The sequence below is a fragment of the Streptomyces sp. NPDC042336 genome (genome assembly GCF_055581985.1).
Genome location: NZ_JBVJEA010000027.1, coordinates 42,987 through 68,356, shown reverse-complemented (window position 1 = coordinate 68,356; position 25,370 = coordinate 42,987). Strand labels below are relative to the sequence as shown.

Below are 25,370 nucleotides of genomic sequence, written 5' to 3'. Positions count from 1 at the left end.
ACAATGACGCCATGACTGAGGCACGATGACGGAGACGACCGCGGTCGACGAGCGGTGGGCGGCGTTCCACCGCTGGGGCCCGTACGCGCTGCTGGCCGTCGGAACCCTGGTCGCCTGGTCGGCCGCCGACGCCATCGGCATGACCGGCGGCGAGCGCCTGGCGAGCGGCGTGCTGATCGGCGCGGCCGTCGTCCTCCAGCTGTGGTGGAACCGGGCGGCGCGCACCCGTCCCGGGCCGTCCCGGGCCGGCACCGGCTACTACGCCGTCCGCTGGGCCCTCGGCTTCGCCCTCACCTGGCTGAACCCGCTGTTCGCCTTCTACGCGGTCGTCGGCTACTTCGGCGCCCAGCACCTGCTGCCCCGCCGGCTGTGCCGGGCCGGACTGTTCGCCACCGCCGTCACCCTCGCGGGCTCCCAGTCGGGCGGACTGCCGCCGCGCGGGGTCATGGGCTGGGTGCTGTTCGGCGCGATCCTCACCGTCAACAGCATGCTGGTGGCCCTCTTCGCGCACTTCGCCGCCCTGGAGGAGGCCCGCAGCCGCGCCCGGGTCGAGACCATCGCCGAACTGGAGCGCACCAACACCGCCTTGCAGCAGGCCCTCGACGAGAACGCCGCCCTCCACGCCCAGCTCCTCGTCCAGGCCCGGGAGGCCGGGGTCGCCGACGAGCGCAGGCGGCTGGCCGCCGAGATCCACGACACCCTCGCCCAGGGCCTGACCGGCATCATCGCCCAGCTCCAGGTCGTGGCGGCCACCCCGGACCGGGCGCTCGGCCGCGAGCACCTGGACCGGGCCCTCGCCCTGGCCCGGCACAGCCTCGGCGAGGCCCGCCGCTCCGTGCACAACCTCTCGCCGGTCGCGCTGGCCGACGACGGACTGCCCGACGCGCTGAAGAAGACGGTGACGGAATGGGGCGAGCGCACCGGAGTGCAGGCCCGGTTCACCGTCACCGGCACCGCCGAGCAACTCCACGACGAGGTCGCCGCCACGCTCCTGCGCATCGCCCAGGAGGCCCTGTCCAACACGGCCCGGCATGCCGCCGCCGACCGGGTCGGCGTCACCCTCTCCTACATGGGCGACGAGGTCACCCTCGACATCCGCGACGACGGCCGGGGCTTCGACCCGCTGACCGCGCGGGAGCGCACCCCCAGCGGCGGCTTCGGCCTCGACGGGATGCGGGCCCGGGCCGAGCGCATCGCCGGCTCGCTCACGGTGGAGGCGGAACCGGGGCACGGCACGGCCGTCTCGGCTCGCGTACCGTTGGTCCGCCATGACCGATGACGCCGTGATCTCCCTCCTCATCGTCGACGACCACCCCGTGGTCCGCGACGGCCTGCGCGGCATGTTCGAGTCCGCGCCGGGCTTCCGCGTCCTCGGCGAGGCGGCGGGCGGCACCGAGGCGCTGGAGCGGGCCGCCGTGCTCGACCCCGACGTGATCCTCATGGACCTGCGGATGCCCGGCGGCTCGGGCGTGGAGGCCATCCGGGAGCTGACACGGCGCGGCGCCCGCGCGAGGGTCCTGGTGCTCACCACGTACGACACCGACTCCGACACCCTGCCCGCGATCGAGGCCGGCGCGACCGGCTACCTACTCAAGGACGCGCCCCGCGACGAGCTGTTCTCCGCGGTCCGCGCGGCGGCCCAGGGGCGCACGGTCCTCTCCCCGGCGGTCGCCTCCCGGCTGGTCTCCGCCGTCCGTGCCCCGAAGGCCCCCGGCGGCGAGCCGCTCTCCGCCCGTGAGCGCGAGGTGCTCGCCCTGGTGGCGCGCGGCACATCCAACAAGGAGATCGCCCGGGAGCTGTTCATCAGCGAGGCGACCGTGAAGACCCACCTCACCCACCTGTACGCCAAGCTCGGCGTGAACGACCGCGCGGCGGCCGTCGCCACGGCGTACGACCGGGGCATCCTCGGCTGACGCCCGGCCGGGACTCAGGCCGCCGGATAGGGCAGCAGCTCGCGGTCGGTTCGCTCCCAGGCCGCCTTCAGCTCGGCCAGCAGCTCCGGCCGGTCGGCCGCGAGGTCCGCCTGTTCCCGGGCGTCGGCCGCGAGGTCGTACAGGTGGTCGCGGCCCTGCGCGTCCCGGTAGTACTTCCAGTCGCCCCGCCGCAGCGCCCGGTTGCCCCGCACCCGCCAGAACAGGTCGCGTTCGGGCAGCCTCCGGCCACGCAGCAGGTAGTCGGCGAGGCTGTGCCCGTCGAGGGGGTAGGCCGGGTCCGGGCGCGCTCCGCCCAGTTCCAGCAGGGTCGCCGTCCAGTCGGGGGAGTAGACCGGCTCGTGGCTGACCTGCCGTCCGTCGACGCGGGCCGGCCAGCGCAGCACGGTCGGCACCCGTATGCCACCCTCCAGCAGCTGCGACTTGCCGCCGCTGAGCGGCCACTGGTACGAGAAGCGTTCGCCGCCGTTGTCGCTGGCGAAGACGACGACGGTGTTCTCCTCCTGGCCGGCCCGGCGCAGCGCGGCGAGCACCTTGCCGACCGAGGCGTCCAGGTTCTCCACCATCTCCCGGTACTTCTCCACCGAGCCGCCGTCGTTGTGCAGCAGCGCGCCCAGCACGTTCCCGGTGCGCACCTCGGCGGCGATAGCGGCGCCGGTCTCCTCGTCGCCCTCGCCCAGCCACGGCCAGTGCGGGGTGGTGAAGTTCAGGTTGAGCAGCCAGGGCCGGTCGTGGTCGCGGCCGACGTACTCGACCGCCCGCTCGGTGAGGACGGTGGTGTAGTAGCGCAGGTCCTTGTACGTGGCGTCGCCCTCGTACAGGTCGTAGTCGCCGAGCTGGCCCAGCTTGGAGAAGTACTCCAGCGCGCCGCCGAAGTTGCCGAAGAACTCGTCCCAGCCGGACTTGGTCGGGCTGTGGTCGGGGAGCCAGCCGCAGTGCCACTTGCCGATCAGCGCGGTGGCGTAACCGGCCCGCTTCAGCAGGGACGCGAGGGTCGGGTGGTTCGGGTCCAGGCCCTGGCTGCGGTCGCCGATCGGCTCCGCGAGCCCGCCCTTCGTACGGCCCGGGTAGCGTCCGGTGTAGAGGCTGAACCGGGTGGGGGAGCAGGTCGCCGACCCCGAGTACGCCTGGGTGAACCGCACGCCCTGCGCGGCGAGCCCGTCCAGGTGCGGCGTCCTGATGTGCGGCGCGCCGTACGAGGACAGGTCCGCCCAGCCGAGGTCGTCGCCGAGGATGAACAGGATGTTGGGGCGCTTGCCGGGCCGGCCCCCGGTGCGCGCCGCGAACGGGCGCTCGGCGGGAGCGGTGGCCGAGGCGGGCGTGGCGGCCTCGGCGGTGGCGGAGGCACCGGCGACGGCGCTCACCGCACCGCCGCCGACCAGACCGCCGAAGAGGCGGCGGGACATCTCGGGCATGCGTGATCCCCTGGAGGACGAGGTCGGAGGTGCGCCGAAGCGGCGCCGACCAGGGACGTTTCCAGGCACGCGACGGCCCGGTCAAGAAGATCGCCGCCGGGTTCACGGAGCCGAAAAGGGCCGCAACAGGCCGCAACACGCGGCAACAGAACGGCCTCCGGAACGCGCTTCTCAGCCGCTCGCCCGCAGCAGCAGCACCGTCCGGGCCGGCACCGTGATCCCGGTCCCCGCGGGGTAGGTGGTGCCGGGCGCCTCCTCCTGCTCCTCCCGGCCGGTGTCGACGACCACCTCGTACCGCTCCGCCCACGGCGCGCCCGGCAGGACGAAGGCGGCCGGCTCCTCGCCCGCGTGCAGGACGGCCAGGAAGCTGTCGTCGGTGATCGGGTCGCCGTGCTCGTCGCGGCCCGGGATGTCCCGCCCGGACAGGTACATGCCGAGGGTGGCGGCGGGGGCGTACCAGTCCCGCTCCGTCATCTCCGTGCCGCCCCCGGTGAACCAGGCCAGGTCGCGCAGGCCGTCCGCGGAGTGCGCGCGGCCGGAGAAGAAGGCCCGGCGGCGCAGCACCGGGTGCCGGTGGCGCAGGGCGATCAGCCGGGAGGCGAGCGCGAACAGGGCCGCCCACTCCGGGTCGTCCCGCAGGCTCCAGTCCACCCAGCTCGTCTCGTTGTCCTGGCAGTAGGCGTTGTTGCTCCCGCGCTGGGTGCGGCCCATCTCGTCGCCCGCGACCAGCATCGGCACCCCGGTCGACAGCAGCAGCGTGGTCAGCAGGTTGCGCAGCTGACGGCGCCGCAGCGCACGCACCCCCGCGTCGTCCGTCTCCCCCTCCGTGCCGCAGTTCCAGGACCGGTTGTCGTCCGTGCCGTCCCGGTTGCCCTCGCCGTTGGCCTCGTTGTGCTTGCGCTCGTACGACACGAGGTCCCGCAGCGTGAAGCCGTCGTGCGCGGTGACGAAGTTGACCGAGGCGTACGGCCGCCGTCCGCCCCACGCGTACAGGTCGCTGGAGCCCGACAGGCGGTACCCCATCTCCCGCACGTCCGGCAGCGCGTGCCGCCAGAAGTCCCGCACCGCGTTGCGGTAGCGGTCGTTCCACTCGGTCCACAGCGGCGGGAAGGAGCCCACCTGGTAGCCGCCCGAGCCGACGTCCCACGGCTCGGCGATCAGCTTCACCCGGCGCAGCACCGGGTCCTGCGCGATCACCGCGAGGAACGGGGAGAGCATGTCGACGTCGTGCATCGAGCGGGCCAGCGCCGCCGCCAGGTCGAAGCGGAAGCCGTCCACGCCCATCTCGGTGACCCAGTAGCGCAGCGAGTCGGTGATCAGGCGCAGCACGTGCGGCTGGACGACGTGCAGGGTGTTGCCGCAGCCGGTGTAGTCGGCGTACCGGCGGGCGTCGGGCTGGAGGCGGTAGTAGCCGCGGTTGTCGATGCCCTTCAGGGAGAGCGTCGGGCCCAGCTCACCCGCCTCCGCCGTGTGGTTGTAGACCACGTCGAGGATCACCTCGATGCCGGCCGCGTGCAGCGCGCGGACCATCCGCTTGAACTCGCCGACCTGCCCACCGGTGGTGCCGGAGGCGGCGTAGGCGGCGTGCGGGGCGAAGTAGCCGACCGAGTTGTAGCCCCAGTAGTTCTTCAGGCCGCGCTCCAGCAGATGGCTCTCGTGCGCGAACTGGTGCACCGGCAGCAGCTCCACCGCCGTCACGCCCAGCCGTGTCAGGTGCTCGATCGCCGCCGGGTGCGCGAGGCCCGCGTAGGTGCCGCGCAGCTCGGGCGGGATGCCGGGGTGGAGCTTGGTGAAGCCGCGCACGTGCAGCTCGTAGATGACCGAGTCCGCCCACGGCGTCTTGGGCCGGCGGTCGTCCGACCAGTCGTCGTCGTCATGGACCACGACGCCCTTGGGGACGTACGGCGCCGAGTCACGGTCGTCGCGCACGGTGTCCGCCACCCGCTGCTCGGGCCAGTCCCGCACATGGCCGTACACCTCGGGCGGCAGGCCGAAGTCGCCGTCCACGGCGCGGGCGTACGGGTCCAGGAGCAACTTCGCCGGGTTCCAGCGGGCGCCGGTCCACGGGTCCCAGCGGCCGTGCACCCGGTAACCGTAGCGCTGCCCGGGCCGGACGCCCGGCACGAAGCCGTGCCAGATCCCGTGCGTCAGCTCGGTCAGCCGCACCCGGCTCTCCCTGGCACCGGGGCCCGGCCCGTCGAACAGGCACAGCTCGACCGCCTCCGCCCCGCCCGCCCACAGGGCGAAGTTGGTCCCCGCCACCTGGTCGGGGCCGGTCCGGAACCGGGCGCCGAGCGGCACCGGGGTGCCCGGCCGGGCCGGCACGGCGGGCGGCGGCGCGGCCCGCCGCGCGCCATTGACCACGACGGCGGGGCGACCGTCCGCGGTGGCCCGCTCCCCGGGCACCGCCTCCCGCTCGGCTGCGCTGGACACCTGTCAGCCTCCCACGGCTCGTGGAACGACGTCCGGCAGGAGGGCGTACGGCGTCCCGGCCGCTGCTCCCCGTCGCGTCGTCCTCCCCACAGTTCTGCCCACCGGGTGGCTCGCACTCACGTTTCCCCCGGGCCGACCGGTCGTTACGGGTGGATGTGAGGCACGAACACGGGCGCGCACGGCGCGCGGGCGCCGCTCTGGCCGCCCTACTGACATGGGCAGGACTGCTGGCCGGGGCCGCCGGGTGCACCTCGGACGGCGGCGGCATCGGCTCGGGCATCGGCGAGATGTTCGGCAAACCACCCACCCCCGAGGACGTCATCCGCATCACCCCGGACGACGGGAGCAAGGCCGTCCGGCCGGACGGGAAGCTATCGGTGCGGGTGCCCGACGGGCGCCTGGAGTCGGTGAGGGTGGTCAGGTCTCAGGACGCCCAGGAGACCCCGGTGCCCGGCCGGATCTCCGAGGACGGCCTCAGCTGGCGGCCCGACGACGACCGGCTCGCCCTGGCCGCCAAGTACACGGTCGACGCCGTCGCGCTGGACGGCGACGGCCACCGCTCGGCCCGGCACACCACGTTCACCACCAAGGTCCCCGGGGAACGCTTCATCGCCTACGTCGCCCCCGAGAACCGCTCGGTCGTCGGCACCGGAATGATCGTCTCGCTGGAGTTCAACCGGGAGCTCACCGACCGCGCCGCCGTCGAACGCGCCGTCACGGTCACCGCGAAGCCCGCCACCGAGATCCGCCCCCACTGGTTCGGCAAGGACCGCCTCGACTTCCGCCCCAAGGAGTACTGGAAGCCCGGCACCGAGGTCACCGTCGACCTGGACCTGCGGGACGTCGAGGGCGCCAAGGGGGTCTACGGGCTCCAGCACAAGAAGGTCTCCTTCACCGTCGGCCGCAGCCAGGTCTCCCGCGTCGACGCGGTCGAGCGGACCATGCAGGTGCGCCGGGACGGCACCCTGATGGCCACCGTGCCGATCACCGCGGGGGCACCGACCACGCCGACCTACAACGGCCGGATGGTGATCACCGAGATGCTGGAGGTCACCCGCATGAACAGCCGCACGGTCGGCTTCGGCGGCGAGTACGACATCCCCGACGTCCCGCACGCCATCCGCCTGACCAGCTCCGGCACCTTCCTGCACGGCAACTACTGGGCGCCCGCCGACACCTTCGGCCGGGCCAACGTCAGCCACGGCTGCGTCGGACTGCGCGACGACAAGGGCGGCGGCTCCGACACCCCGGCGGGCTGGTTCTTCGACCGCAGCCTCATCGGCGACGTCGTCGAGGTGGTCCACAGCAAGGACAGGACGGTGGCCCCCGACAACGGGCTGGGTGGCTGGAACATGAAGTGGAGGGAATGGAAGGCGGGCAGCGCGGTGAAGTGACGCCGGCCGCGCCTCGCGGCACCCTCCCGCCAACTCGGTACGGAACGGTGACAATTCACCTGTCCCGCAACCCCTGGCCTGCGGTTACGATGCGCCGGTGCGCGCGGGCGCACTGGGGTGCGGGCCGGACCGGGCCCGGCGAGGGGAGACAAGGTGAACGTGCGTCCGATAGCGGGGGCGGTACTCGGGCTGCTGATGCTGACCGTCACCGCGTGCGGTGGGGGCGGCTCGGGCTCGGGGGCCGGGGACGGCAAGGGGGAGAAGGGCAAGGACTCCACCGCGGCACAGAGCGAGCAGTCCGAGGCCGTCGTCACCATCGCTCCCGCGAACGGGGCCAAGTCCGTCGACACCAGCGGCGCCCTGAAGGTCGGCGCCGCGAAGGGCAAGCTCACCGAGGTCGTCGTCAAGGACGGCAAGGGCGCGAAGGTGGACGGGAAGATATCCGGGGACGGCGCCACCTGGACGCCGTCCACCCATCTGGCCGCCGCCACCACCTACAGCGTGCACGCGGTCGCCAAGGACTCCGAGGGCCGCACCGCCGCCGAGGACTCCCGCTTCACCACCCTGACGCCGAAGAACACCTTCGTCGGCTCCTTCACACCGGAGGACGGCTCGAAGGTCGGCGTCGGCATGCCGTTCTCGATCCGCTTCACCCGGGGCATCACCAACCCGGAGGACGTCGAGAAGGCCATCACCGTCAAGACCGAGCCGGCCGTCGAGGTCGAGGGCCACTGGTTCGGCAACGACCGCCTCGACTTCCGGCCCGAGAAGTACTGGAAGGCCGGCACCAAGGTCACCGTCGACCTCAACCTCGACGGCGTCGAGGGCCGCGAGGACGTCTACGGCAAGCAGGCCAAGACCGTCTCCTTCACCGTGGGCCGCAGCCAGGTCTCCGTCGTGGACGCCAAGAAGCACACGATGAAGGTGATGCGGGACGGCAAGACGATCAAGACCATCCCCGTCACCACCGGCGCGCCCGGCTACGAGACCTGGAACGGTCAGATGGTCATCACCGAGCGGCTCGCGGTGACCCGGATGAACGGCGAGACCGTCGGCTACGGCGGCGAGTACGACATCAAGGACGTCCCGCACGCCATGCGCCTGTCCACCTCCGGCACCTTCATCCACGGCAACTACTGGGGCGGCGACGTCTTCGGCAACAGCAACGCCAGCCACGGCTGCATCGGCCTGCGCGACGTGCGCGGCGGCTGGGACGAGAAGGCGCCGGCCCGCTGGTTCTTCGAGAACTCGATCGTCGGTGACGTGGTCGTGGTCAAGAACTCCGAGGACGCCACCATCGCCCCCGACAACGGCCTCAACGGCTGGAACATGTCCTGGGAGAAGTGGAAGGCGTAAGGGGGCGCCTGCCACGGCACGTGAACGCCCGCTAACCTGCGGGGCATGACCGTACATCTCGAAGTCGCCGAAGGCGTCGGCACGCTGCGCCTGGACCGCCCGCCGATGAACGCGCTGGACGTCGCCACCCAGGACCGGTTGAAGGAGCTGGCCGAGGAGGTCACCCGGCGCGACGACGTACGCGCCGTGGTGATCCACGGCGGCGAGAAGGTGTTCGCGGCGGGCGCGGACATCAAGGAGATGCAGGTGATGGACCACGCGGCGATGATCGCGCGGTCCCGTGCCCTCCAGGACTCCTTCACCGCGGTGGCCCGCATCCCCAAGCCGGTGGTCGCGGCGGTGACCGGCTACGCGCTCGGCGGCGGCTGCGAACTCGCCCTCTGCGCCGACTTCCGCATCGCGGGGGAGAACGCCAAGCTGGGCCAGCCGGAGATCCTGCTCGGCCTGATCCCGGGCGCGGGCGGCACCCAGCGGCTGTCCCGGCTGATCGGCCCCTCCAAGGCCAAGGACCTCATCTTCACCGGCCGCCAGGTGAAGGCCGACGAGGCGCTGGCGCTCGGCCTGGTGGACCGGGTGGTCCCGGCCGCCGAGGTCTACGAGCAGGCGCACGCCTGGGCCGCGCGGCTGGCGAAGGGCCCCGCCATCGCACTGCGCGCGGCGAAGGAGGCGATCGACACGGGTCTCGAGACGGACATCGAGACCGGCCTCGCCGTCGAGCGCAACTGGTTCGCGGGCCTGTTCGCCACGGAGGACCGCGAGCGCGGGATGCGCAGCTTCGTGGAAGAGGGCCCGGGCAAGGCCAAGTTCCTCTGACAGCTGCCGCGCGGGGCGCGGGTCCCGCCCGAAGTGGCCCCGTACTCCTCGCAATTGACGCGGTGTCTGATCCGGGTCCCTCGATGGGGCGGTTTATGGCAGCCTTAACGCACCATTAAGCGCGCCTTGTCGAGGGAGTCCGTCGCTTGTCTCCGGCCGAGCCGTTCACGCAGGTCAGTGAGGCCGTTTCCGGCCCCGAACTGCCTGCGGCATATGCCGATCGACCGTCGCCCGGCCCGGCTCCCGCGGGGGCGTATTCCCCGGGAACGGCCCCGGAGCCCGCCGAGGGCGGCCATGATGGGGGCATGGCGGGGCTGGATGGTACGGAACTGCCGCGGGGAGCCGGACGTGCGACCGCGGCGCGCTGGTCGCCGGCGGTCGAGGACGAACGCGCGCTCAAGGCGCTGGAGCTGTTCGGCAACCCGACGGAGCGCGAGGTTCCGTTACCCTCCCTGCCCGAGTCCGCCGCCACCGCCCGCCGGCTGGCCCAGGTCGTCGCCCTGCGCCAGTGGCAGCTCGGCCCCAAGATCACGGAGGACGCCGTCCTGCTCGTCTCCGAGCTGGTCGGCAACGCCGTACGCCACACCGGCGCCCGGATCTTCGGCCTCCACATGCGCCGCCGCCCCGGCTGGATCCGCGTCGAGGTCCGCGACCCCTCCCGGGGGCTGCCCTGTCTGATGCCGGTGCAGGAGACGGACATCAGCGGGCGCGGCCTCTTCCTCGTCGACAAGCTCTCCGACCGGTGGGGCGTGGACCTGCTGCCGCGCGGGAAGACCACCTGGTTCGAGATGCGGGTAGTGGACCGCTGAGAGGCCATCTGCCGCTGAAGGCAAGCAGGTTCGCCGGACACGCCACCTAAGGGTGAGAATCCGGAACACGCGGCTCCGTGACCGGGATCGTATCCGCATGATCACCACTCGCCTGCGCCGACGGACCGCCGCCGCCGTCCTGTCGCTCTCCGCGGTCCTCGCCACCACCGCCGCCACCGCCCCCGGAGCCGCCCCGGCCCCGTCGGCCGCCCCCGCCAAGGCCGCCCCGGCCTGCCCCCAGTTCGACGACAAGACCAAGGCCGCCGCCGACCGCGGCGTCGACGTCGACCGCATCACCCCCGAGCCGGTCTGGCGCACCACCTGCGGCACCCTCTACCGCAGCGACAGCCGCGGCCCCCAGGTCGTCTTCGAAGAGGGCTTCCACGCCAAGGACGTCGAGAACGGGCAGTACGACGTCGAGAAGTACGTCCTGGTCAACCAGCCCTCGCCGTTCGTCTCGACCAGCTACGACCACGACCTGTACAAGACCTGGTACAAGTCCGGCTACAACTACTACATCGACGCCCCCGGCGGCATCGACGTCAACAAGACCATCGGCGACACCCACAAGTGGGCCGACCAGGTCGAGGTCGCCTTCCCCGGCGGCATCCAGCGCAAGTACATCATCGGCGTCTGCCCGGTCGACCGGCAGACCAAGACCGAGATCATGAGCGAGTGCGAGAGCAACCCGCACTACCAGCCCTGGCACTGACCGGCCCCGCCCCGGGGACGGCCGCGGCTCAGGGCCGCAGGAACAGCGCCTCCGAGCCCACCGGCCGGTAACCCGCCGCCTGGAACGCCCGCAGACTGCGGGCGTTCCCCGCCGACACCTGCGCCCACACCGGCTCACCGGCCAGCCGCCGTGCCGCCGTCACCAGCCGCCGCCCCAGCCCCCGGTGCCGGGCCCCCTCCGCCACCTCCACGGCGACCTCCAGCCGCCCGCCGACCCCGCGGCCCAGCACCAGCACCCCGCCGTCGGCCGCCCACACCCGCACCCCGTCGCGCCGCCGCCGGGCCGCGACCACGCGCGGATGCCCGGGATCGGCGACCTCCGTCAGCGCGACCTCCGGGCGCCCCGGGAGCGGGGCACCGGTCAGCAGCACGTCGACCGTGTCCGTCGTCCGTCCCGTGCGCTCCGCGAAGGCGGCCAGGAACCGGGCGTTCATCGTCGCGGCCAGCGGGTCGCAGCCCAGCGACGCCAGCGTCCCGCGCACCCACCCCTCGTCCTCGTCGGTGAAGACCACCGAGTGCGCCGTGAAGGCGACGACGCCCGCGTCCCGGCCGCCGTGCTGCGGCACGACGCTCGTCCCGCCGTCCGCCGGGGGGAACACGCCCCGCGCCGCCGCGTCCAGAATGTCCCGCAGGCTCTCCGCCACCGCGCGCTCCTTGAGTCTCCACCCACTGGAAGGCACAGACTCCCAGACATGACCGACGACGGCACCGGCCTCATGACCATCGGCGCGCTGGCGCGGACCACCGGACTGACGGTGCGCACCATCCGCTACTGGTCCGACGAGGGCGCCCTGCCCCCGGTCACCCGCTCCGCGGGCGGCTACCGGCTCTACGACGCCCAGTCCGTCGCCCGCCTGGAGCTGATCCGCACCCTGCGCGAGCTGGGCCTCGGCCTGGACGCCGTACGCCGCGTCCTGGCCGGCGAGGCCACGGTCGCGCAGGTCGCGGCGGCGCACGTGAGCGCGCTGGACGCGCAGATCAGATCGCTGAGGGTGACCCGCGCGGTGCTGTCCACCGTGGCGCGACGCGGCTCGACCGCTGAGGAGACGACACTCATGAACAAGCTGGCACGGCTGTCCACCGCCGAACGGCGGCGGATCATCGAGGACTTCATGGCGGAGGTCTTCGCGGGCATCGACACCGCGGACCCCGACATCCGCACCCGCCTGCGCTTCGCCGCCGCCGACCTGCCCGACGACCCCACCTCGGAGCAGGTGGACGCCTGGGTGGAGCTGGCCGAGCTGATCCAGGACCCGGAGTTCCGGGGGACGATGCGCCGGATGATCGAGTTCAACGCGGCGGACCGGGGGCCGGACGTCCCCGCGGGCTCCTCGCTGTGGTTCGTGAGCCGCATGGTGCAGCTCGCGGGCGACGCCCTGCGCGAGGGTGTCGCACCGGACTCGCCGCGGGCCGCCGACATCGTGCGCGCGCTGATCGGCGACGCCGACCCGGCCGTCGTACTCGAACGCCTCACTGCGGTGACCAACGTCCGGCTCGCCCGCTACCGGGAACTGTCGGCGATCGTGAACGGCCTGGAGCCGCCCTCCGCCCACGAGGAGCAGTTCAGGTGGGTGGTCGCCGCACTGAGCGCTCGGACGGCCGGATAATCTGACCTGCGTCAGATGGACCCAGGCACGAAACGAGGGGCGGACCGGTGGCCGACATCGAGGAAGCACGCAAGCAGTTCGAGCGGATCGACACGGACGGTGACGGCCTCATCACCGCGGCCGAGTTCAAGACCGCGCTCGCCCAGGGCGGCGACTGGAACGTCACCGAGTCGGTGGCCGAGGCGATCATCGCCGGCCGCGACCTGGACGGCGACAAGCAGCTGTCGTTCGACGAGTTCTGGGCCCACCTGAACAAGTAGCGGCACCGCGACGAAAAAGGCGCCCGCCGGTCACCCGGACGGGCGCCTTCGCGCGGAATAGCCCACCTCGGCCGGAGGTTGGTGCAGGTCATGGGCGCGAGCCGACAGGCTCCGCAGGACACGACCTCCGAAAGGCCAGGCGAGTCGGCATCATGAAGATCGGCATCATCGGCGCGGGCAACATCGGCGGCAACCTCACCCGGCGGCTCACCGCGCTCGGGCACGACGTCTCCGTCGCCAATTCGCGCGGGCCGCAGACGCTCACCGCGCTGGCCCAGGAGACCGGCGCCACCCCGGTACCGGTGGAGGAGGCGGCGCGCGGCGCCGAGATCGTGGTCGTCACGATCCCCCTGAAGCGGATCCCGGACCTGCCGTCCGGCGTCCTGGACGGGGCCGCCGACGGCGTCGCGGTCATCGACACCGGCAACTACTACCCGCAGCAGCGGGACGGCAGGATCGCCGGCATCGAGGACGAGGGCCTCACCGAGAGCCGCTGGACCGAACGCCATCTCGGCCACCCGGTGGTCAAGGCCTTCAACGGCACCTATGCCCAGGACATCCTCGACCGCCCCCGCCCGGCCGGCGCGCCCGACCGCATGGCCCTCCCGGTGGCCGGCGACGACGAGGCGGCCAAGGCGAAGGTCCGCGCCCTGATCGACGAGCTGGGCTTCGACACCGTCGACGCGGGCGGCATCGGCGACTCCTGGCGCCAGCAGCCGGACACCCCGGTGTACGGCCTGCGTGAGGGCGTCGACGGCGTCACCAAGGCGCTGGCGGAGGCCTCCCCGGAGCGGCCCGCGGCCTTCCGGGGCTGACGCCGCCTCAGGCGCTCTGGGCCCACTCCTTGAGCGCCGCCCTGCTCGCGAAGTCCGCCACGTTGGTGTCGACCGGGTCGTCCGTGTACTGGTGGAATCGCCACTTCGCCTGGATGCGCGGCTTGCCCGCCGAGACGTAGTCGGCGATCCACAGACCGTCGCCCGCGTACGAGGTGGTGTCGACGTTCAACCAGAAGTGCCGGTTGCAGTAGAGGACGATCCGGTTGTCCGGCCGCAGGGCCTTCAGCTTCCTGATGAAGCTGTCCTTCTCCGCGTTGCTCGGATGGGTGCCCTCGCCGTTCGTCTCCCAGTCGACGGCGAGGATGTCGCCCTTGCGGTCCGGGGCCTTGGAGACGAAGTACTCGGCCTGGGCGGTGAGGTTGCCCGGCCACAGGAAGTGGTAGAAGCCGACGACGAGTCCGGCGTCGCGGGCCCGCTTCGTCTGGGCCGCGAGCTTGGGGTTGACGTACGAACGGCCCTCCGTCGCCTTCACGAAGACGAAGGAGAGCCCGTCCGTGTCGTAGCTGGAGGACTGGTACGCGCTGACGTCGATGCCGCGCAGCATGGGGCCTCCCTGAGGGGCTGTGGGGGGACGGGAGTTGGTTATTCCCCACGATGGCACGGGTGATCCGCGTCGGAGGCGGAAACGTCGACTTCCCTTCGCCCGGGCGCCATTGACGCGCGTAGCGCAGTGCCGCACGCTGGGCTCCGGTTCACGGACGACTCGACGGTCGGGAGGCCGGGATGTTCAGACGCGTGTCACGTCTCCTTCTCTCATTTGTCATGCTCATGGCTGGAGCGGTGGCCGGGGTGGGCGCCACCGCCGGCGCCGCGCACGCCGACTCCTGCTACACCTGGAACCGCACCCTCTCCGAGGGCTCCTCCGGCAGCGACGTGACGCAGCTCCAGATCCGCGTCGCCGGCTGGGTCACCTCCGGCGAACGGCTCTCCTACGACGGCCAGTACGGCGCCCGGACCGCCGCCGCCGTGAAGAAGTTCCAGGCCGCCTACGGCCTGGGCGCGGACGGTGTCGCGGGCCCCGCGACCTTCAGCAAGATCTACGCGCTCCAGGACGCGGACTGCACGCCCGTCCACTTCAGCTACGCGGAGCTGAACAAGTGCAACTCGGACTGGTCGGGCGGCGCGGTCTCCGCCGCCACCGCCAAGTCGAACGCGCTGAAGACCATGTGGAAGCTGGAGGCCATGCGGCACGCCCTCGGCGACGTGCCGATCACCATCTCCAGCGGCTTCCGCTCCCGCGCCTGCAACAGCGCGGTGGGCGGCTCGTCCACCAGCCGCCACCTCTACGGCGACGCCGCCGACCTCACCGGCTCGCCCAGCTTCTGCCGGCTCGCCCAGCAGGCCAGGACCCACGGCTTCTCGGAGATCCTCGGCCCGGGCTACCCCGGCCACAACGACCACACCCACGTGGCCTTCGACCCGTCGCCGTACTGGTCGGCCCCCACCTGCGGCATCTGAGCCACCGGTGACCGTCCGCCGGGCGTGGGGGCGCCCGGCGGACGGTCACGGCGCGGTGGCGGAACCCCGGGCGGACGGGGGCTCAGGAGGCGACCGAGGCCGCCCGGGGCCGGTCCTCCTCGGAGGCGTCGGGCTCGCCCTCGTCCAGGGAGACGTCCTTGGTCTCCTTGCCGAGCAGCAGGGCGATCAGCGTCAGCACGGCCATCGCCGAGAGGTAGACGCCGACCAGCCACGGCGATCCGTCACCGGCCTCCCACAGCGCCACCGCGATGAACGGGGCGACGGCCGCGCCGAGGATGGAGCTGACGTTGTAGGAGATGCCGGATCCGGTGTAGCGCACGCTCGTCGGGAACAGCTCCGGCAGCAGCGCGCCCATCGGGCCGAAGGTCATGCCCATCAGCGTGAAGCCGAGCACCAGCCACAGCACCACGCCGAGCGTGCCCAGGCCGATCAGCGGCACCCAGACCAGCCCGAAGACCACGATCGCGGCGGTGATCCAGACCAGGGTGGTGCGGCGCCCGTACTTGTCGGCGAGCGGGCCGGAGACCAGGGTGAACACGGCGAAGAACAGCACGCCGAAGATCATCATCAGGACGAACGTGGTGTAGCTGTAGCCGAGTCCGGGCACGTCCGCGTCCTTCGCGGCGCGGCCGTAGCTCAGCGAGAACGTGGTCATCAGATAGAAGAGCACGTACGTCGCCAGCATGATGAAGGTGCCGAGGACCAGCTGCCTCCAGTGGCCCTGGACCACGGTGGCCAGCGGGAGCTTGTGCACCTTGCCGGCCTCGCGGGTCCTGGCGAACACAGTCGACTCCACGAGCCGCGAGCGCACCCACAGGCCGATCGCGACCATCACGGCCGAGAACAGGAACGGGATGCGCCAGCCCCAGCTCGCGAAGGCCTCGGACGGCTGGGTGGGGTCGGCGCCGGCGTCGGAGGGCAGCAGCGCCCCGATGATCAGGAACAGGCCGTTGCCGATGATGAAGCCGAGCGGGGCGCCCAGCTGCGGGAAGGTCCCGTACAGCGCGCGCTTGCCGCGGGGGGCGTTCTCGGTCGCGACCAGCGCGGCCCCGCTCCACTCGCCGCCGAGCGCGAAGCCCTGTGCGAGCCGCATCAGCACGAGCAGCGCGGTGGCCACCCAGCCGGCCTGCGCGTAGGTGGGCAGGGCGCCGATGAGGAAGGTGGCGATGCCCATGGTGAGCAGCGAGACGACCAGCGTCTTCTTGCGGCCGAGCCGGTCACCGAGGTGGCCGAAGAAGACGGCGCCGATCGGCCGGGCGACCATCGCGGCGCCGAACACCGCGAACGACGACAGCAGCGCCGTGGTGGGGTCGCTGCTCGGGAAGAAGAGCTTCGGGAAGACGAGGACGGCGGCGGTCGCGTAGATGTAGAAGTCGTAGAACTCGATCGTCGTGCCCATGAGGCTGGCGATGAGGACCCGCGACCGGGGGTTGACGGGGGTCTTGGGTGCTGGGCCGGAGGCTGGTGCGGGCATGGCTCGGTCTTTCACGTGCGAAACATGGGCCCTGCAACGATCTCAGCCGTCTTGTTTTTCGGAAAGTGGATGTCACGATGTGAGACACCGATGAGGCGTCGGCGAGGCGGTGAGGCGCCGGTGGAGGCGCCCGCCTCCGCCCCGGCCGGGGCGCCCGCTCAGCACTCGATGATGTTGACCGCCAGCCCGCCCCGGGCCGTCTCCTTGTACTTCACCGACATGTCGGCGCCGGTCTCCTTCATGGTCTTGATGACCTTGTCGAGGGACACCTTGTGGGAGCCGTCGCCGCGCATCGCCATCCGGGCCGCCGTGACCGCCTTGACCGCGGCCATGCCGTTGCGCTCGATGCAGGGGATCTGGACCAGGCCGCCGACCGGGTCGCAGGTGAGGCCGAGGTTGTGCTCCATGCCGATCTCGGCGGCGTTCTCCACCTGCTCCGGGGTGCCGCCCAGCACCTCGGCGAGGGCGCCGGCCGCCATCGAGCAGGCGGAGCCGACCTCGCCCTGGCAGCCGACCTCGGCGCCGGAGATGGAGGCGTTCTCCTTGAAGAGCATGCCGATGGCGCCCGCGGCGAGCAGGAAGCGGACGACACCGTCCTCGTCGGCGCCGGGGACGAAGTTCACGTAGTAGTGCAGGACCGCCGGGATGATGCCGGCCGCGCCGTTGGTCGGGGCGGTGACGACCCGGCCGCCGGCCGCGTTCTCCTCGTTCACGGCCATCGCGTAGAGCGTGATCCACTCCATCGACAGGGCCAGCGGATCGCCCTCGGAGCGCAGCTTGCGCGCGGTGTTCGCGGCGCGGCGGCGGACCTTGAGGCCGCCCGGCAGGATGCCCTCGCGGGTCATGCCGCGCTCCACGCACGCCTGCATCACGCGCCAGATCTCCAGCAGGCCCTCGCGGATCTCGTCCTCGTCGCGCCAGGCCCGCTCGTTCTCCAGCATCAGGGCGGAGATGGACAGGCCCGTCTCCCGGGCCAGGCGCAGCAGCTCGTCGCCGGTGCGGAAGGGGTACTTGAGCACCGTGTCGTCGAGCACGATGCGGTCCGCGCCCACCGCGTCCTCGTCGACGACGAAGCCGCCGCCGACCGAGTAGTAGGTCTTGGTCAGCACCTCGGCGCCCTCGGCGTCGTACGCCCACAGCGTCATGCCGTTGGCGTGGTAGGGGAGGGCCTTGCGGCGGTGCAGGACCATGTCGTCGTCGTAGGAGAAGGCGATCTCGTGCTCGCCGAGGAGGCTGATGCGGCCGGCGGATTTGATCGTCTCGACGCGGTCGTCGGCCGTCTCCACGTCGACCGTGCGCGGTGAGTCGCCCTCCAGGCCGAGCAGCACCGCCTTGGGGGTGCCGTGGCCGTGGCCGGTGGCGCCGAGCGAGCCGTACAGCTCGGCGCGGACCGAGGCGACGGAGTCCAGCAGCTCCTCGTTGCGCAGGCGGCGGGCGAACATGCGGGCCGCGCGCATCGGGCCGACCGTGTGCGAGCTCGACGGGCCGATGCCGATCGAGAACAGGTCGAAGACCGAGATGGCCACGGGGACTCCTCAGAACGGGGGTGGTGCAGAGGGAGGGGTGCTCCGGGCGGGGCGCCGGACCGCTTGTGGCGGGTGCGGCGCCCCACTCGAAGGCGTGGTGTCTACTTGTTCAGACCCGGGTACAGCGGGTGCTTGTCGGCCAGGGCCTTCACCCGGGCCTTGAGGGCGTCGGCGTCGTAGGACGGCTTCAGCGCCTCGGCGATCACGTCCGCGACCTCGGCGAAGTCCTCGGCGGTGAAGCCGCGGGTCGCCAGGGCCGGCGTACCGATGCGCAGGCCGGAGGTCACCATCGGCGGACGCGGGTCGTTCGGGACGGCGTTGCGGTTGACCGTGATGCCGACCTCGTGGAGTCGGTCCTCGGCCTGCTGACCGTCCAGCTCGGAGTCACGCAGGTCCACCAGGACCAGGTGGACGTCCGTGCCGCCGGTCAGGACGGAGACGCCCGCCGCCTTCGCGTCGTCCCGCACCAGGCGCTCGGCAAGGATGCGGGCACCCTCCAGCGTACGGCCCTGGCGCTCCTTGAAGTCCTCGCTCGCGGCGACCTTGAAGGCGACGGCCTTGGCGGCCACCACGTGCTCCAGCGGGCCACCCTGCTGACCGGGGAAGACAGCGGAGTTGATCTTCTTGGCCAGCTCGGCCGTGGAGAGGATCACACCGCCGCGCGGGCCGCCCAGCGTCTTGTGGGTGGTGGTGGTCACCACGTGGGCGTGCGGGACCGGGTTCGGGTGCAGGCCCGCCGCGACCAGGCCGGCGAAGTGCGCCATGTCGACCATCAGGTACGCGCCGACCTCGTCCGCGACCTTGCGGAACGCGGCGAAGTCCAGCTGACGCGGGTACGCCGACCAGCCGGCCACGATCAGCTTCGGCCTGGTCTCCTTGGCGAGGCGCTCCACCTCGGCCATGTCCACCTGGCCGTCGTCGCCGACGTGGTAGGGGACGACGTTGTAGAGCTTGCCGGAGAAGTTGATCTTCATGCCGTGGGTCAGGTGCCCGCCGTGGGCGAGGTTCAGGCCCATGATCGTGTCGCCGGGCTTGAGCAGCGCGAACATCGCGGCCGCGTTGGCCTGGGCGCCCGAGTGCGGCTGCACGTTGGCGTGCTCGGCGCCGAAGAGCGCCTTGACCCGGTCGATGGCGATCTGCTCGACCACGTCGACGTGCTCGCAGCCGCCGTAGTAGCGGCGGCCGGGGTAGCCCTCGGCGTACTTGTTGGTGAGGACCGAGCCCTGGGCCTCCATGACCGCGACCGGGGCGAAGTTCTCCGAGGCGATCATCTCGAGGGTGGACTGCTGGCGGTCCAGCTCGGCGTCGACGGCGGCGGCGACGTCCGGGTCCAGCTCGTGCAGGGGTGTGTTCAGAAGCGACATGGGGTCGGGACTCCTCAGCCGGCGATGAAGGCGGTGTACTCGTCGGCGGAGAGCAGGTCGGCCGGCTCGTCCGAGATCCGCACCTTGAACAGCCAGCCGCCCTCGAAGGGGGCGCTGTTCACCAGCGACGGGTCGTTGACGACGTCCTCGTTGACCTCGGTGATCTCGCCGGAGACGGGGGAGTACAGGTCGGAGACGGACTTGGTCGACTCCAGTTCGCCGCAGGTCTCGCCCGCGGTCACCGAGTCGCCGACCTCGGGAAGCTGCACGAAGACGACGTCACCGAGCGCGTTGGCCGCGTGCTCCGTGATGCCGACCGTCGAGACGCCGTCCTCGGCGCCCGACAGCCACTCGTGCTCCTTGCTGTAGCGCAGCTGCTGGGGGTTGCTCATGGCCTGAATTCTCCTGTACGCGAGGAAGTGGCTGGTGAAGGGGGTGAAGAGGGAGTGCTGAGTGACCCAGGGGACTGCCGTGCGGGGGCGGCGCCCCGTGTCTACTGTCTACTTCTGGCGCTTGTAGAACGGCAGCGCCACGACCTCGTACGGCTCGTGGCTGCCCCGGATGTCCACACCGACACCCTCGGTGCCGACAGCCGCGTGCGCGGGGTCGACGTACGCCATGGCGATCGGCTTGCCCAGCGTCGGGGACGGGGCGCCGGAGGTCACCTCGCCGATCACCTCGCCGCCCGCGACCACCTGGTACCCGGCGCGCGGGACCCGGCGGCCCTCGGCGACCAGGCCGACCAGGACGCGGGGCGGCCGGGAGGCGGCACGCTCGGCGGCCTCGGCCAGGGCGGCACGCCCGACGAAGTCGCCCTCCTTCTCGAACTTCACCACCCGGCCGAGACCGGCGTCGAACGGCGTCAGCGCGGTCGACAGCTCGTTGCCGTACAGCGGCATGCCGGCCTCCAGGCGCAGCGTGTCCCGGCAGGACAGACCGCACGGGATCAGCCCGGCGCCCTCGCCCGCCCGGGTCAGCGCCTCCCACAGTTCGACGGCGTGCTCGGGCTTCACGAACAGCTCGAAGCCGTCCTCGCCGGTGTATCCGGTACGCGCGATCAGCGCGGGAACGCCCGCGACCGTGCCGGGCAGGCCGGCGTAGTACTTCAGGCCGTCCAGATCGGCGTCGGTGAGCGACGCGAGGATGCCGGGGGACTCGGGGCCCTGCACGGCGAGCAGCGCGTAGGCGTCGCGGTCGTCGCGCACCTCGGCGTCGAAGCCGGCCGCCCGCTCGGTCAGCGCGTCCAGCACGACCTGGGCGTTGGAGGCGTTGGCGACCACCATGTACTCGGTGTCGCCCAGGCGGTAGACGATCAGGTCGTCCAGGATGCCGCCGTCCTCGCGGCAGATCATGGTGTAGCGGGCCCGGCCCGGCTTCACGCTGCCGATGTTGCCGACCAGCGCGAAGTCGAGCAGCCCGGCCGCCTGCGGACCGGTGACGGTGATCTCGCCCATGTGCGAGAGGTCGAAGAGACCGGCGCGGGTGCGTACCGCGACGTGCTCCTCGCGCTCGGAGCCGTAGCGCAGGGGCATGTCCCAGCCGGCGAAGTCGGTCATCGTCGCGCCCAGCGCGCGATGCGTGGCGTCGAGCGCGGTACGGCGCGGTTCGGTACTGCTCATCGGTCGGTCGTCTCCCAGGACAGGACGTGGCGAGGTCGGTCCTCCCCATCTGTCATCGGAACCTGAGAGGTTCGCCACGGCCACCGCAGTACGGCGATCAGGGCTTGCACCTTGGGTGGGACCGCCGTCGGGGGCGGTCCGCTTTTCAGATGTGCCTCGCCCGCGCGGTAACGGGGCCTGAGAGATTCAAGGGAGGGACTTGCTCCTTCGGCGCCCCGGCGCGGCCGGGGACTCTCCCGCGCGGATTCAAACGGCCGGTATGCAGTTGGCGCCGCCATCATTGCACGCCCGGGCGATCCGTGGCAGACCGTGATCTGTAACCGGCTTGTGGCAGTAAGCGAACGAAAACGCGAGACCCGCGCATTACCTTCTCTTTACACTCGACGGGGAGGTGCTCGTGTACCGCCCCAGGGGAGGACGATCACGGTGAACAGGACCACGGCGTACGCCACGACCTCGGGACTCGCGCTGCCCAAGCAGCCCGCCGCCCCGGCCCCCGAGGCATGCGCCCCACTGACCGCACCCGTCGTCCGCGACCTGAGGGACCGCGACGGCCGCAGCCCGCACGCCCTGCTCTTCGGACCCCGGGACCTGGTGGTGATCACCGGCCTGCCCGGCAGCGGCAAGTCCACGCTGATGCGGCGCACCGTGCGCGGCGGCCGCGTCGACTCCCAGGACACCCGCGACCGCTGGGACCGCCGCATGCCGCGCTTCCTGCCGTACGCGCTCTACCGCCCCCTCGTCCGCCTCGCCCACTACGCGGGGCTGCGCCGCGCCCTGCGCTCCGGCGAGGGCGTCGTCGTGCACGACTGCGGCACCCAGGCCTGGGTGCGCGGCTGGCTGGCCCGCGAGGCCCGCCGCCGGGACGGCACCCTGCACCTGCTGCTCCTCGACGTCGCTCCCGACGAGGCGCTGGCCGGGCAGCGCGAGCGCGGCCGGGGCGTCTCGCGGTACGCGTTCCTGCGGCACCGCGCGGCCAACTCCCGCCTGCTGCGCGCGGTGACCGAAGGCACCCTGCCCGCGGGCTGCTCCTCCGCGGTCGTCCTCGACCGGGCTGCGGCCGACGCCCTGCGGCGGATCGCCTTCACGGGGTGACACACGGTAGGGCTCAGGGCCGAACGGGTTAGCCTTTCAGCCACGAACGGCGGTACCAGGCAGGCGGTAGGTAGGCAGATGGACTTCCCGGCACAGGCGCACCCCCACCCGCACGGCGGGTGGCCAGGCAACGAGCTGGAGGAGGTGCTGTCCGCCTCCCTCGGTATCCCGTCGGCCGGTGGCCGGATCGTGGAGGTCCTCGGCCGCAGCTTCGTCTGGGTCCCGCTGCCCAACGGCGGCGGCCCGCACAGCGGCCCCCTCGACCTGCCCTCGCTGGAGATCGACGGCCAGGCCTACGTGCCAGTGTTCAGCTCCGAGGAACAGCTGCGCCAGGTCGCGGGGGCGCACATGGCGTACACCATCGCCCCCGCCGCGGAGTTCGCCCGCGGGCTGCCCCCGCAGGTCGGCATCGTGGTGAACCCGGAGGGCGTGGTCGGCATCCCGCTGCCGCCGCCCGCCGTGGCCGAGCTGTGCCGGGCCGGCCGCACCCCCCTGGACGGGCCCGCGTCCGGCGGCCGGGTCCGCCTCTTCGAGCCGGACTGGCAGGACGACCCGGTGGACTTCCTGGCCGCGGCCTCCTCCGAGTTCGCCGCCATCGGCGTCGTCCGCAGCGCGCGCCGCTGCCTGGCCGCCGTCGAGACCGCCGACCCGGTCCTGTTCGTCGGCGTCGAACTGACCCACTGGGAGGGCGACGCCCGCGCCCTCCCCCTGGACGCCCTCGGCCGCGCCCTCGCCAAGTCCCCCCTGAAATGGCAGGTCAACCTGATCCTCCTGGAAGCAGCCCAGGACCCGGTCTGCGACTGGATGCGGGAGAAGGTCAGGCCCTTCTACAGCCAGGGCTTGTAAGCGCCGGACAGGGACAGCGCCCTGAAGGGGCGCGGGGCTGTGACATGTGCGGCTCCGCCGCGTGGGCGCGACAAGCCACGACGAAACCCGCACCCGCCGGACGGCAAGGAGCCCCCAGCTCCTGGGCACCCCCGCACCCGGCGGAGCCTTAAGCTGGGTCCGACACCGGGGGAACTCTCGAAGGGGCGATACGCGTGAGCGCCAGCGGCACCACGACCGGACAGGTCGAGCACATGCTGCGCCAGGTGACGCCCGGGCGCTACGACGCCTACGAGGCCCTGCTGCGCGCCCTCGCCACCCCCGCCTCCGGCCAGGTCTGGATGCTGCTGTGGCACGGCCAGGCCGGCTCCCCGGACGCCCAGTACGGGAACATGGAGGTCGACGGCTACGGCTACGCCCCCTGCGTGACCTCCGCCCAGGAGCTCTCGGCCAGCGGCTGGAACCGGTCGTACGAGGTGGTCGACGGCCTGGAGGCCGCCCGCGCTCTCTACCCCGACCACTACGGCCTGTGGCTCAACCCGCACGCCCCCGGCGGCGGCGTCGGCATCCCCTGGCTCGACCTGCGCCGCATCGCCTCCGGCCTGGACCGCCAGCCCGCGGGCCCCCTGCGGCTGTCCGAACCGGCCATCGAGATCCCCCAGTTCTACGCCCTGCTCGCGCAGAACGCCCACCGCACCCCGGCGGTCCGCGCGCTGCGCCGCGCCTGGGTGCAGCCGGCGCTGGGGGCGCCGTACCTCACCATCGGCCTGGACGTGTACGACACCTCCCCGCCCGCCGTCGACGCGGTGCGCGCGATGATGCAGCAGTCCGTCGGCGCGGTGCCGGACGGGCTGCCGGTGTCGACGGTGGCGATGACCGACGCCCACGATCCGGTCGCCCTGTGGCTGCGCGCCAACGCGCGCCCGTTCTACGACCGCGAGGCCCACGCGGCCGCCCCCGCCCAGGCGCCGGCGGGCGGGTACGGATACCCTCCGGCCGGTAGCCGGTACTGACGGCCGCGGTCCCCGTGGATCCCGCCGGAAGAGTCGATCTTCGCGCGTAGATGAGGACGCAAAGCGCCTGCTTGTCCCTGATGTACCAACTCGCCCGTGTCCGGCCCCCGTTACCCACTGTCCGGATAACGGAACACCTCAAACAGCATCACGGTTGCGCATCCATTCCCCGGCAAGTCTGGCTACAGATCGCCAAAGCGTTGAAGACTCCCGCAAGTAAGGGGTGGAAGCTCGCTCCTGTGTACGACGGACTGATCACGCCGCTACAGCGGCAAGTGCGGGCCGGCTACCGCCGGTTGAGAGGGGTCCCTGCCAGATGACGGCACCATTGCACGAGCCGACCGCGGAAGCGGCCCCGAGTGCGGCCGAGGAAGCGGCGGTTGCCGGCGCCGAGGCCAAGGCGGTACAGGGGCGTTCCCTTGGGCGCATCGCCTGGGAGCGGCTGAAACGGGACAAGCTGGCCCTCGCGGGTGGCACGGTGGTGCTCCTCCTCATCGTGATCGCGCTGCTGGCCCCCGTGATCGCCAACCTCGTCGGGCAGGACCCCGAGGCGCACCACGAGGACCTGATCGACCCGCTGTTCGGCACCCCCACCGGCTCCCTGGGCGGTATCAGCGGCGAGCACTGGCTCGGTGTCGAGCCCGTCAACGGCCGCGACATCTTCGCCCGCATCCTCTACGGCGCCCGGATCTCGCTGCTCGTCGGCTTCCTGTCCGCGATCGTCGCCGTGGTCATCGGCACCGTCCTCGGTGTCCTGGCTGGCTTCTTCGGCGGCTGGGTCGACTCCCTCATCAGCCGGGTCATGGACGGTCTGCTCGCCTTCCCGCAGCTGCTGTTCATCATCGCCCTGGTCTCGGTCATGCCGAACAACATGCTGGGCCTCACCGGCACCGGTGTCCGCCTGTTCGTGATGATCCTGGTCATCGGCTTCTTCGGCTGGCCCTACATCGGCCGCGTGGTCCGCGGCCAGACCCTGTCGATGCGCGAACGGGAGTACGTCGAGGCCGCCCGCTCCCTGGGCGCCGGGCGGTTCTACATCCTCTTCAAGGAACTGCTGCCCAACCTGGTCGCGCCGATCATCGTCTACACGACGATGATGATCCCCACCAACATCCTCACCGAGGCGGCACTCAGCTTCCTGGGTGTGGGCGTCAAGCCCCCCACGGCCTCGTGGGGGCAGATGCTCTCGAGCGCGATCGACTACTACGACTCGGACCCCATGTACATGGTGATCCCGGGTGTAGCGATCTTCATCACCGTGCTCGCCTTCAACCTCTTCGGCGACGGCGTGCGTGACGCGCTGGACCCGAAGGGCTCCCGCTGAACTGCCGTACCGCAAAGTGACCCGTGGCACCTGCACGGGGTCTCTCATCTAATCCGGAGGATCCG

The 25,370-nt window shown here is 71.9% G+C and carries 24 protein-coding genes and 2 riboswitches; of the genes, 15 read left to right on the top strand and 9 right to left on the bottom strand.

Annotation, left to right across the window (positions count from 1 at the left end; all coding sequences use genetic code 11):
• Window positions 1-25: 25 nt before the first annotated feature.
• Window positions 26-1,279, top strand: coding sequence for a sensor histidine kinase (locus tag ACZ6IM_RS35920; protein ID WP_469562628.1), 1,254 nt, complete (start codon window positions 26-28; stop codon window positions 1,277-1,279).
• The gene (locus tag ACZ6IM_RS35915) at window positions 1,269-1,913 is read left to right on the top strand and encodes a response regulator (RefSeq protein WP_469562626.1); all 645 of its coding nucleotides are present in this window, start codon (window positions 1,269-1,271) and stop codon (window positions 1,911-1,913) included. The genes ACZ6IM_RS35920 and ACZ6IM_RS35915 overlap by 11 nt, the downstream gene beginning before the upstream one ends.
• Window positions 1,914-1,927: 14 nt before the next feature.
• Here the strand turns inward: ACZ6IM_RS35915 and ACZ6IM_RS35910 are convergent, their stop codons facing one another.
• Both ACZ6IM_RS35910 and glgX read right to left on the bottom strand, forming a co-directional pair.
• Window positions 1,928-3,346, bottom strand: coding sequence for a sulfatase family protein (locus ACZ6IM_RS35910; protein ID WP_469562623.1), 1,419 nt, complete (start codon window positions 3,344-3,346; stop codon window positions 1,928-1,930).
• Between the two features lie 171 nt (window positions 3,347-3,517).
• Window positions 3,518-5,779 (bottom strand): glycogen debranching protein GlgX, encoded by a 2,262-nt coding sequence (glgX, locus tag ACZ6IM_RS35905; RefSeq protein WP_052838503.1) that lies wholly within the window; start codon window positions 5,777-5,779, stop codon window positions 3,518-3,520.
• Window positions 5,780-5,934: 155 nt separating this feature from the next.
• Here glgX and ACZ6IM_RS35900 point away from each other — a divergent pair, with 155 nt between their 5' ends.
• From ACZ6IM_RS35900 to ACZ6IM_RS35880, 5 genes are all read left to right on the top strand, one after another.
• Window positions 5,935-7,173 carry a L,D-transpeptidase gene (locus tag ACZ6IM_RS35900; RefSeq protein ID WP_052838502.1) on the top strand — a complete coding sequence of 413 codons (1,239 nt, stop codon included), beginning with the start codon at window positions 5,935-5,937 and terminating at the stop codon, window positions 7,171-7,173.
• 153 nt (window positions 7,174-7,326) lie between these two features.
• Window positions 7,327-8,529 carry a L,D-transpeptidase gene (locus ACZ6IM_RS35895; protein ID WP_052838501.1) on the top strand — a complete coding sequence of 401 codons (1,203 nt, stop codon included), beginning with the start codon at window positions 7,327-7,329 and terminating at the stop codon, window positions 8,527-8,529.
• A 45-nt stretch (window positions 8,530-8,574) separates the two neighbouring features.
• Complete coding sequence (locus ACZ6IM_RS35890) at window positions 8,575-9,342, top strand: enoyl-CoA hydratase/isomerase family protein (protein ID WP_052838500.1); 768 nt, start codon at window positions 8,575-8,577, stop codon at window positions 9,340-9,342.
• A 305-nt stretch (window positions 9,343-9,647) separates the two neighbouring features.
• Entirely contained in the window at window positions 9,648-10,151 is a 504-nt protein-coding gene (locus ACZ6IM_RS35885; RefSeq protein WP_052838499.1) for an ATP-binding protein, read from the top strand.
• A 97-nt stretch (window positions 10,152-10,248) separates the two neighbouring features.
• The gene (locus ACZ6IM_RS35880) at window positions 10,249-10,863 is read left to right on the top strand and encodes an ADP-ribosyltransferase (RefSeq protein ID WP_052838498.1); all 615 of its coding nucleotides are present in this window, start codon (window positions 10,249-10,251) and stop codon (window positions 10,861-10,863) included.
• 28 nt (window positions 10,864-10,891) lie between these two features.
• Here the strand turns inward: ACZ6IM_RS35880 and ACZ6IM_RS35875 are convergent, their stop codons facing one another.
• Window positions 10,892-11,527, bottom strand: a complete 636-nt coding sequence (locus ACZ6IM_RS35875) for a GNAT family N-acetyltransferase (RefSeq protein WP_052838497.1) — start codon at window positions 11,525-11,527, stop codon at window positions 10,892-10,894.
• A 48-nt stretch (window positions 11,528-11,575) separates the two neighbouring features.
• Here ACZ6IM_RS35875 and ACZ6IM_RS35870 point away from each other — a divergent pair, with 48 nt between their 5' ends.
• The 3 genes from ACZ6IM_RS35870 to ACZ6IM_RS35860 are packed head-to-tail and all read left to right on the top strand — an operon-like array spanning window position 11,576 to window position 13,565.
• Window positions 11,576-12,490 (top strand): helix-turn-helix domain-containing protein, encoded by a 915-nt coding sequence (locus tag ACZ6IM_RS35870; protein ID WP_052838496.1) that lies wholly within the window; start codon window positions 11,576-11,578, stop codon window positions 12,488-12,490.
• A gap of 47 nt (window positions 12,491-12,537) precedes the next feature.
• Complete coding sequence (locus ACZ6IM_RS35865; protein WP_003973534.1) at window positions 12,538-12,750, top strand: EF-hand domain-containing protein; 213 nt, start codon at window positions 12,538-12,540, stop codon at window positions 12,748-12,750.
• The gene (locus tag ACZ6IM_RS35860) at window positions 12,729-13,565 is read left to right on the top strand and encodes an NADPH-dependent F420 reductase (RefSeq protein ID WP_469562646.1); all 837 of its coding nucleotides are present in this window, start codon (window positions 12,729-12,731) and stop codon (window positions 13,563-13,565) included. Before ACZ6IM_RS35865 ends, ACZ6IM_RS35860 begins: the two co-directional genes overlap by 22 nt.
• A 7-nt stretch (window positions 13,566-13,572) precedes the next feature.
• Here the strand turns inward: ACZ6IM_RS35860 and ACZ6IM_RS35855 are convergent, their stop codons facing one another.
• On the bottom strand, window positions 13,573-14,130 hold the full coding sequence (locus tag ACZ6IM_RS35855; protein ID WP_052838494.1) for a glycoside hydrolase family 25 protein: 558 nt from the start codon (window positions 14,128-14,130) through the stop codon (window positions 13,573-13,575).
• A 179-nt stretch (window positions 14,131-14,309) separates the two neighbouring features.
• On the opposite strand from ACZ6IM_RS35855, the gene ACZ6IM_RS35850 reads away from it, so the two are divergent.
• A complete protein-coding gene (locus ACZ6IM_RS35850) occupies window positions 14,310-15,044 on the top strand; it encodes a D-Ala-D-Ala carboxypeptidase family metallohydrolase (protein ID WP_052838493.1) in 735 nt (244 codons plus the stop codon).
• A gap of 82 nt (window positions 15,045-15,126) precedes the next feature.
• Here ACZ6IM_RS35850 and ACZ6IM_RS35845 read toward each other — a convergent pair whose 3' ends face one another.
• The 5 genes from ACZ6IM_RS35845 to gcvT all read right to left on the bottom strand — a co-directional run bounded on the left by ACZ6IM_RS35845 (window position 15,127) and on the right by gcvT (window position 21,048).
• Window positions 15,127-16,539 (bottom strand): MFS transporter, encoded by a 1,413-nt coding sequence (locus tag ACZ6IM_RS35845; RefSeq protein WP_052838492.1) that lies wholly within the window; start codon window positions 16,537-16,539, stop codon window positions 15,127-15,129.
• Window positions 16,540-16,697: 158 nt separating this feature from the next.
• Window positions 16,698-18,065, bottom strand: coding sequence for an L-serine ammonia-lyase (locus tag ACZ6IM_RS35840; RefSeq protein ID WP_469562613.1), 1,368 nt, complete (start codon window positions 18,063-18,065; stop codon window positions 16,698-16,700).
• 101 nt (window positions 18,066-18,166) lie between these two features.
• The gene (gene glyA, locus ACZ6IM_RS35835) at window positions 18,167-19,429 is read right to left on the bottom strand and encodes a serine hydroxymethyltransferase (protein ID WP_052838490.1); all 1,263 of its coding nucleotides are present in this window, start codon (window positions 19,427-19,429) and stop codon (window positions 18,167-18,169) included.
• Window positions 19,430-19,443: 14 nt separating this feature from the next.
• On the bottom strand, window positions 19,444-19,821 hold the full coding sequence (gene gcvH, locus ACZ6IM_RS35830) for a glycine cleavage system protein GcvH (RefSeq protein WP_052838489.1): 378 nt from the start codon (window positions 19,819-19,821) through the stop codon (window positions 19,444-19,446).
• Window positions 19,822-19,929: 108 nt separating this feature from the next.
• Window positions 19,930-21,048: a glycine cleavage system aminomethyltransferase GcvT gene (gcvT, locus tag ACZ6IM_RS35825; protein WP_052838488.1), complete on the bottom strand. Its 1,119-nt coding sequence runs from the start codon at window positions 21,046-21,048 to the stop codon at window positions 19,930-19,932.
• A 39-nt stretch (window positions 21,049-21,087) separates the two neighbouring features.
• A riboswitch (glycine riboswitch) is annotated at window positions 21,088-21,203 on the bottom strand.
• Window positions 21,204-21,297: riboswitch (glycine riboswitch) on the bottom strand. It abuts the riboswitch before it with no gap.
• A gap of 177 nt (window positions 21,298-21,474) precedes the next feature.
• Here gcvT and ACZ6IM_RS35820 point away from each other — a divergent pair.
• The 4 genes from ACZ6IM_RS35820 (at window position 21,475) to ACZ6IM_RS35805 (ending at window position 25,305) form a co-directional block, all read left to right on the top strand.
• Window positions 21,475-22,143, top strand: coding sequence for an AAA family ATPase (locus tag ACZ6IM_RS35820; RefSeq protein ID WP_052838487.1), 669 nt, complete (start codon window positions 21,475-21,477; stop codon window positions 22,141-22,143).
• Window positions 22,144-22,221: 78 nt separating this feature from the next.
• Window positions 22,222-22,989 carry an enhanced serine sensitivity protein SseB gene (locus ACZ6IM_RS35815; RefSeq protein ID WP_052838486.1) on the top strand — a complete coding sequence of 256 codons (768 nt, stop codon included), beginning with the start codon at window positions 22,222-22,224 and terminating at the stop codon, window positions 22,987-22,989.
• 194 nt (window positions 22,990-23,183) lie between these two features.
• A complete protein-coding gene (locus ACZ6IM_RS35810) occupies window positions 23,184-23,981 on the top strand; it encodes an enhanced serine sensitivity protein SseB C-terminal domain-containing protein (protein WP_469562608.1) in 798 nt (265 codons plus the stop codon).
• Between the two features lie 316 nt (window positions 23,982-24,297).
• Window positions 24,298-25,305 (top strand): ABC transporter permease, encoded by a 1,008-nt coding sequence (locus ACZ6IM_RS35805; protein ID WP_052838484.1) that lies wholly within the window; start codon window positions 24,298-24,300, stop codon window positions 25,303-25,305.
• The last annotated feature ends 65 nt before the right edge of the window (window positions 25,306-25,370 follow it).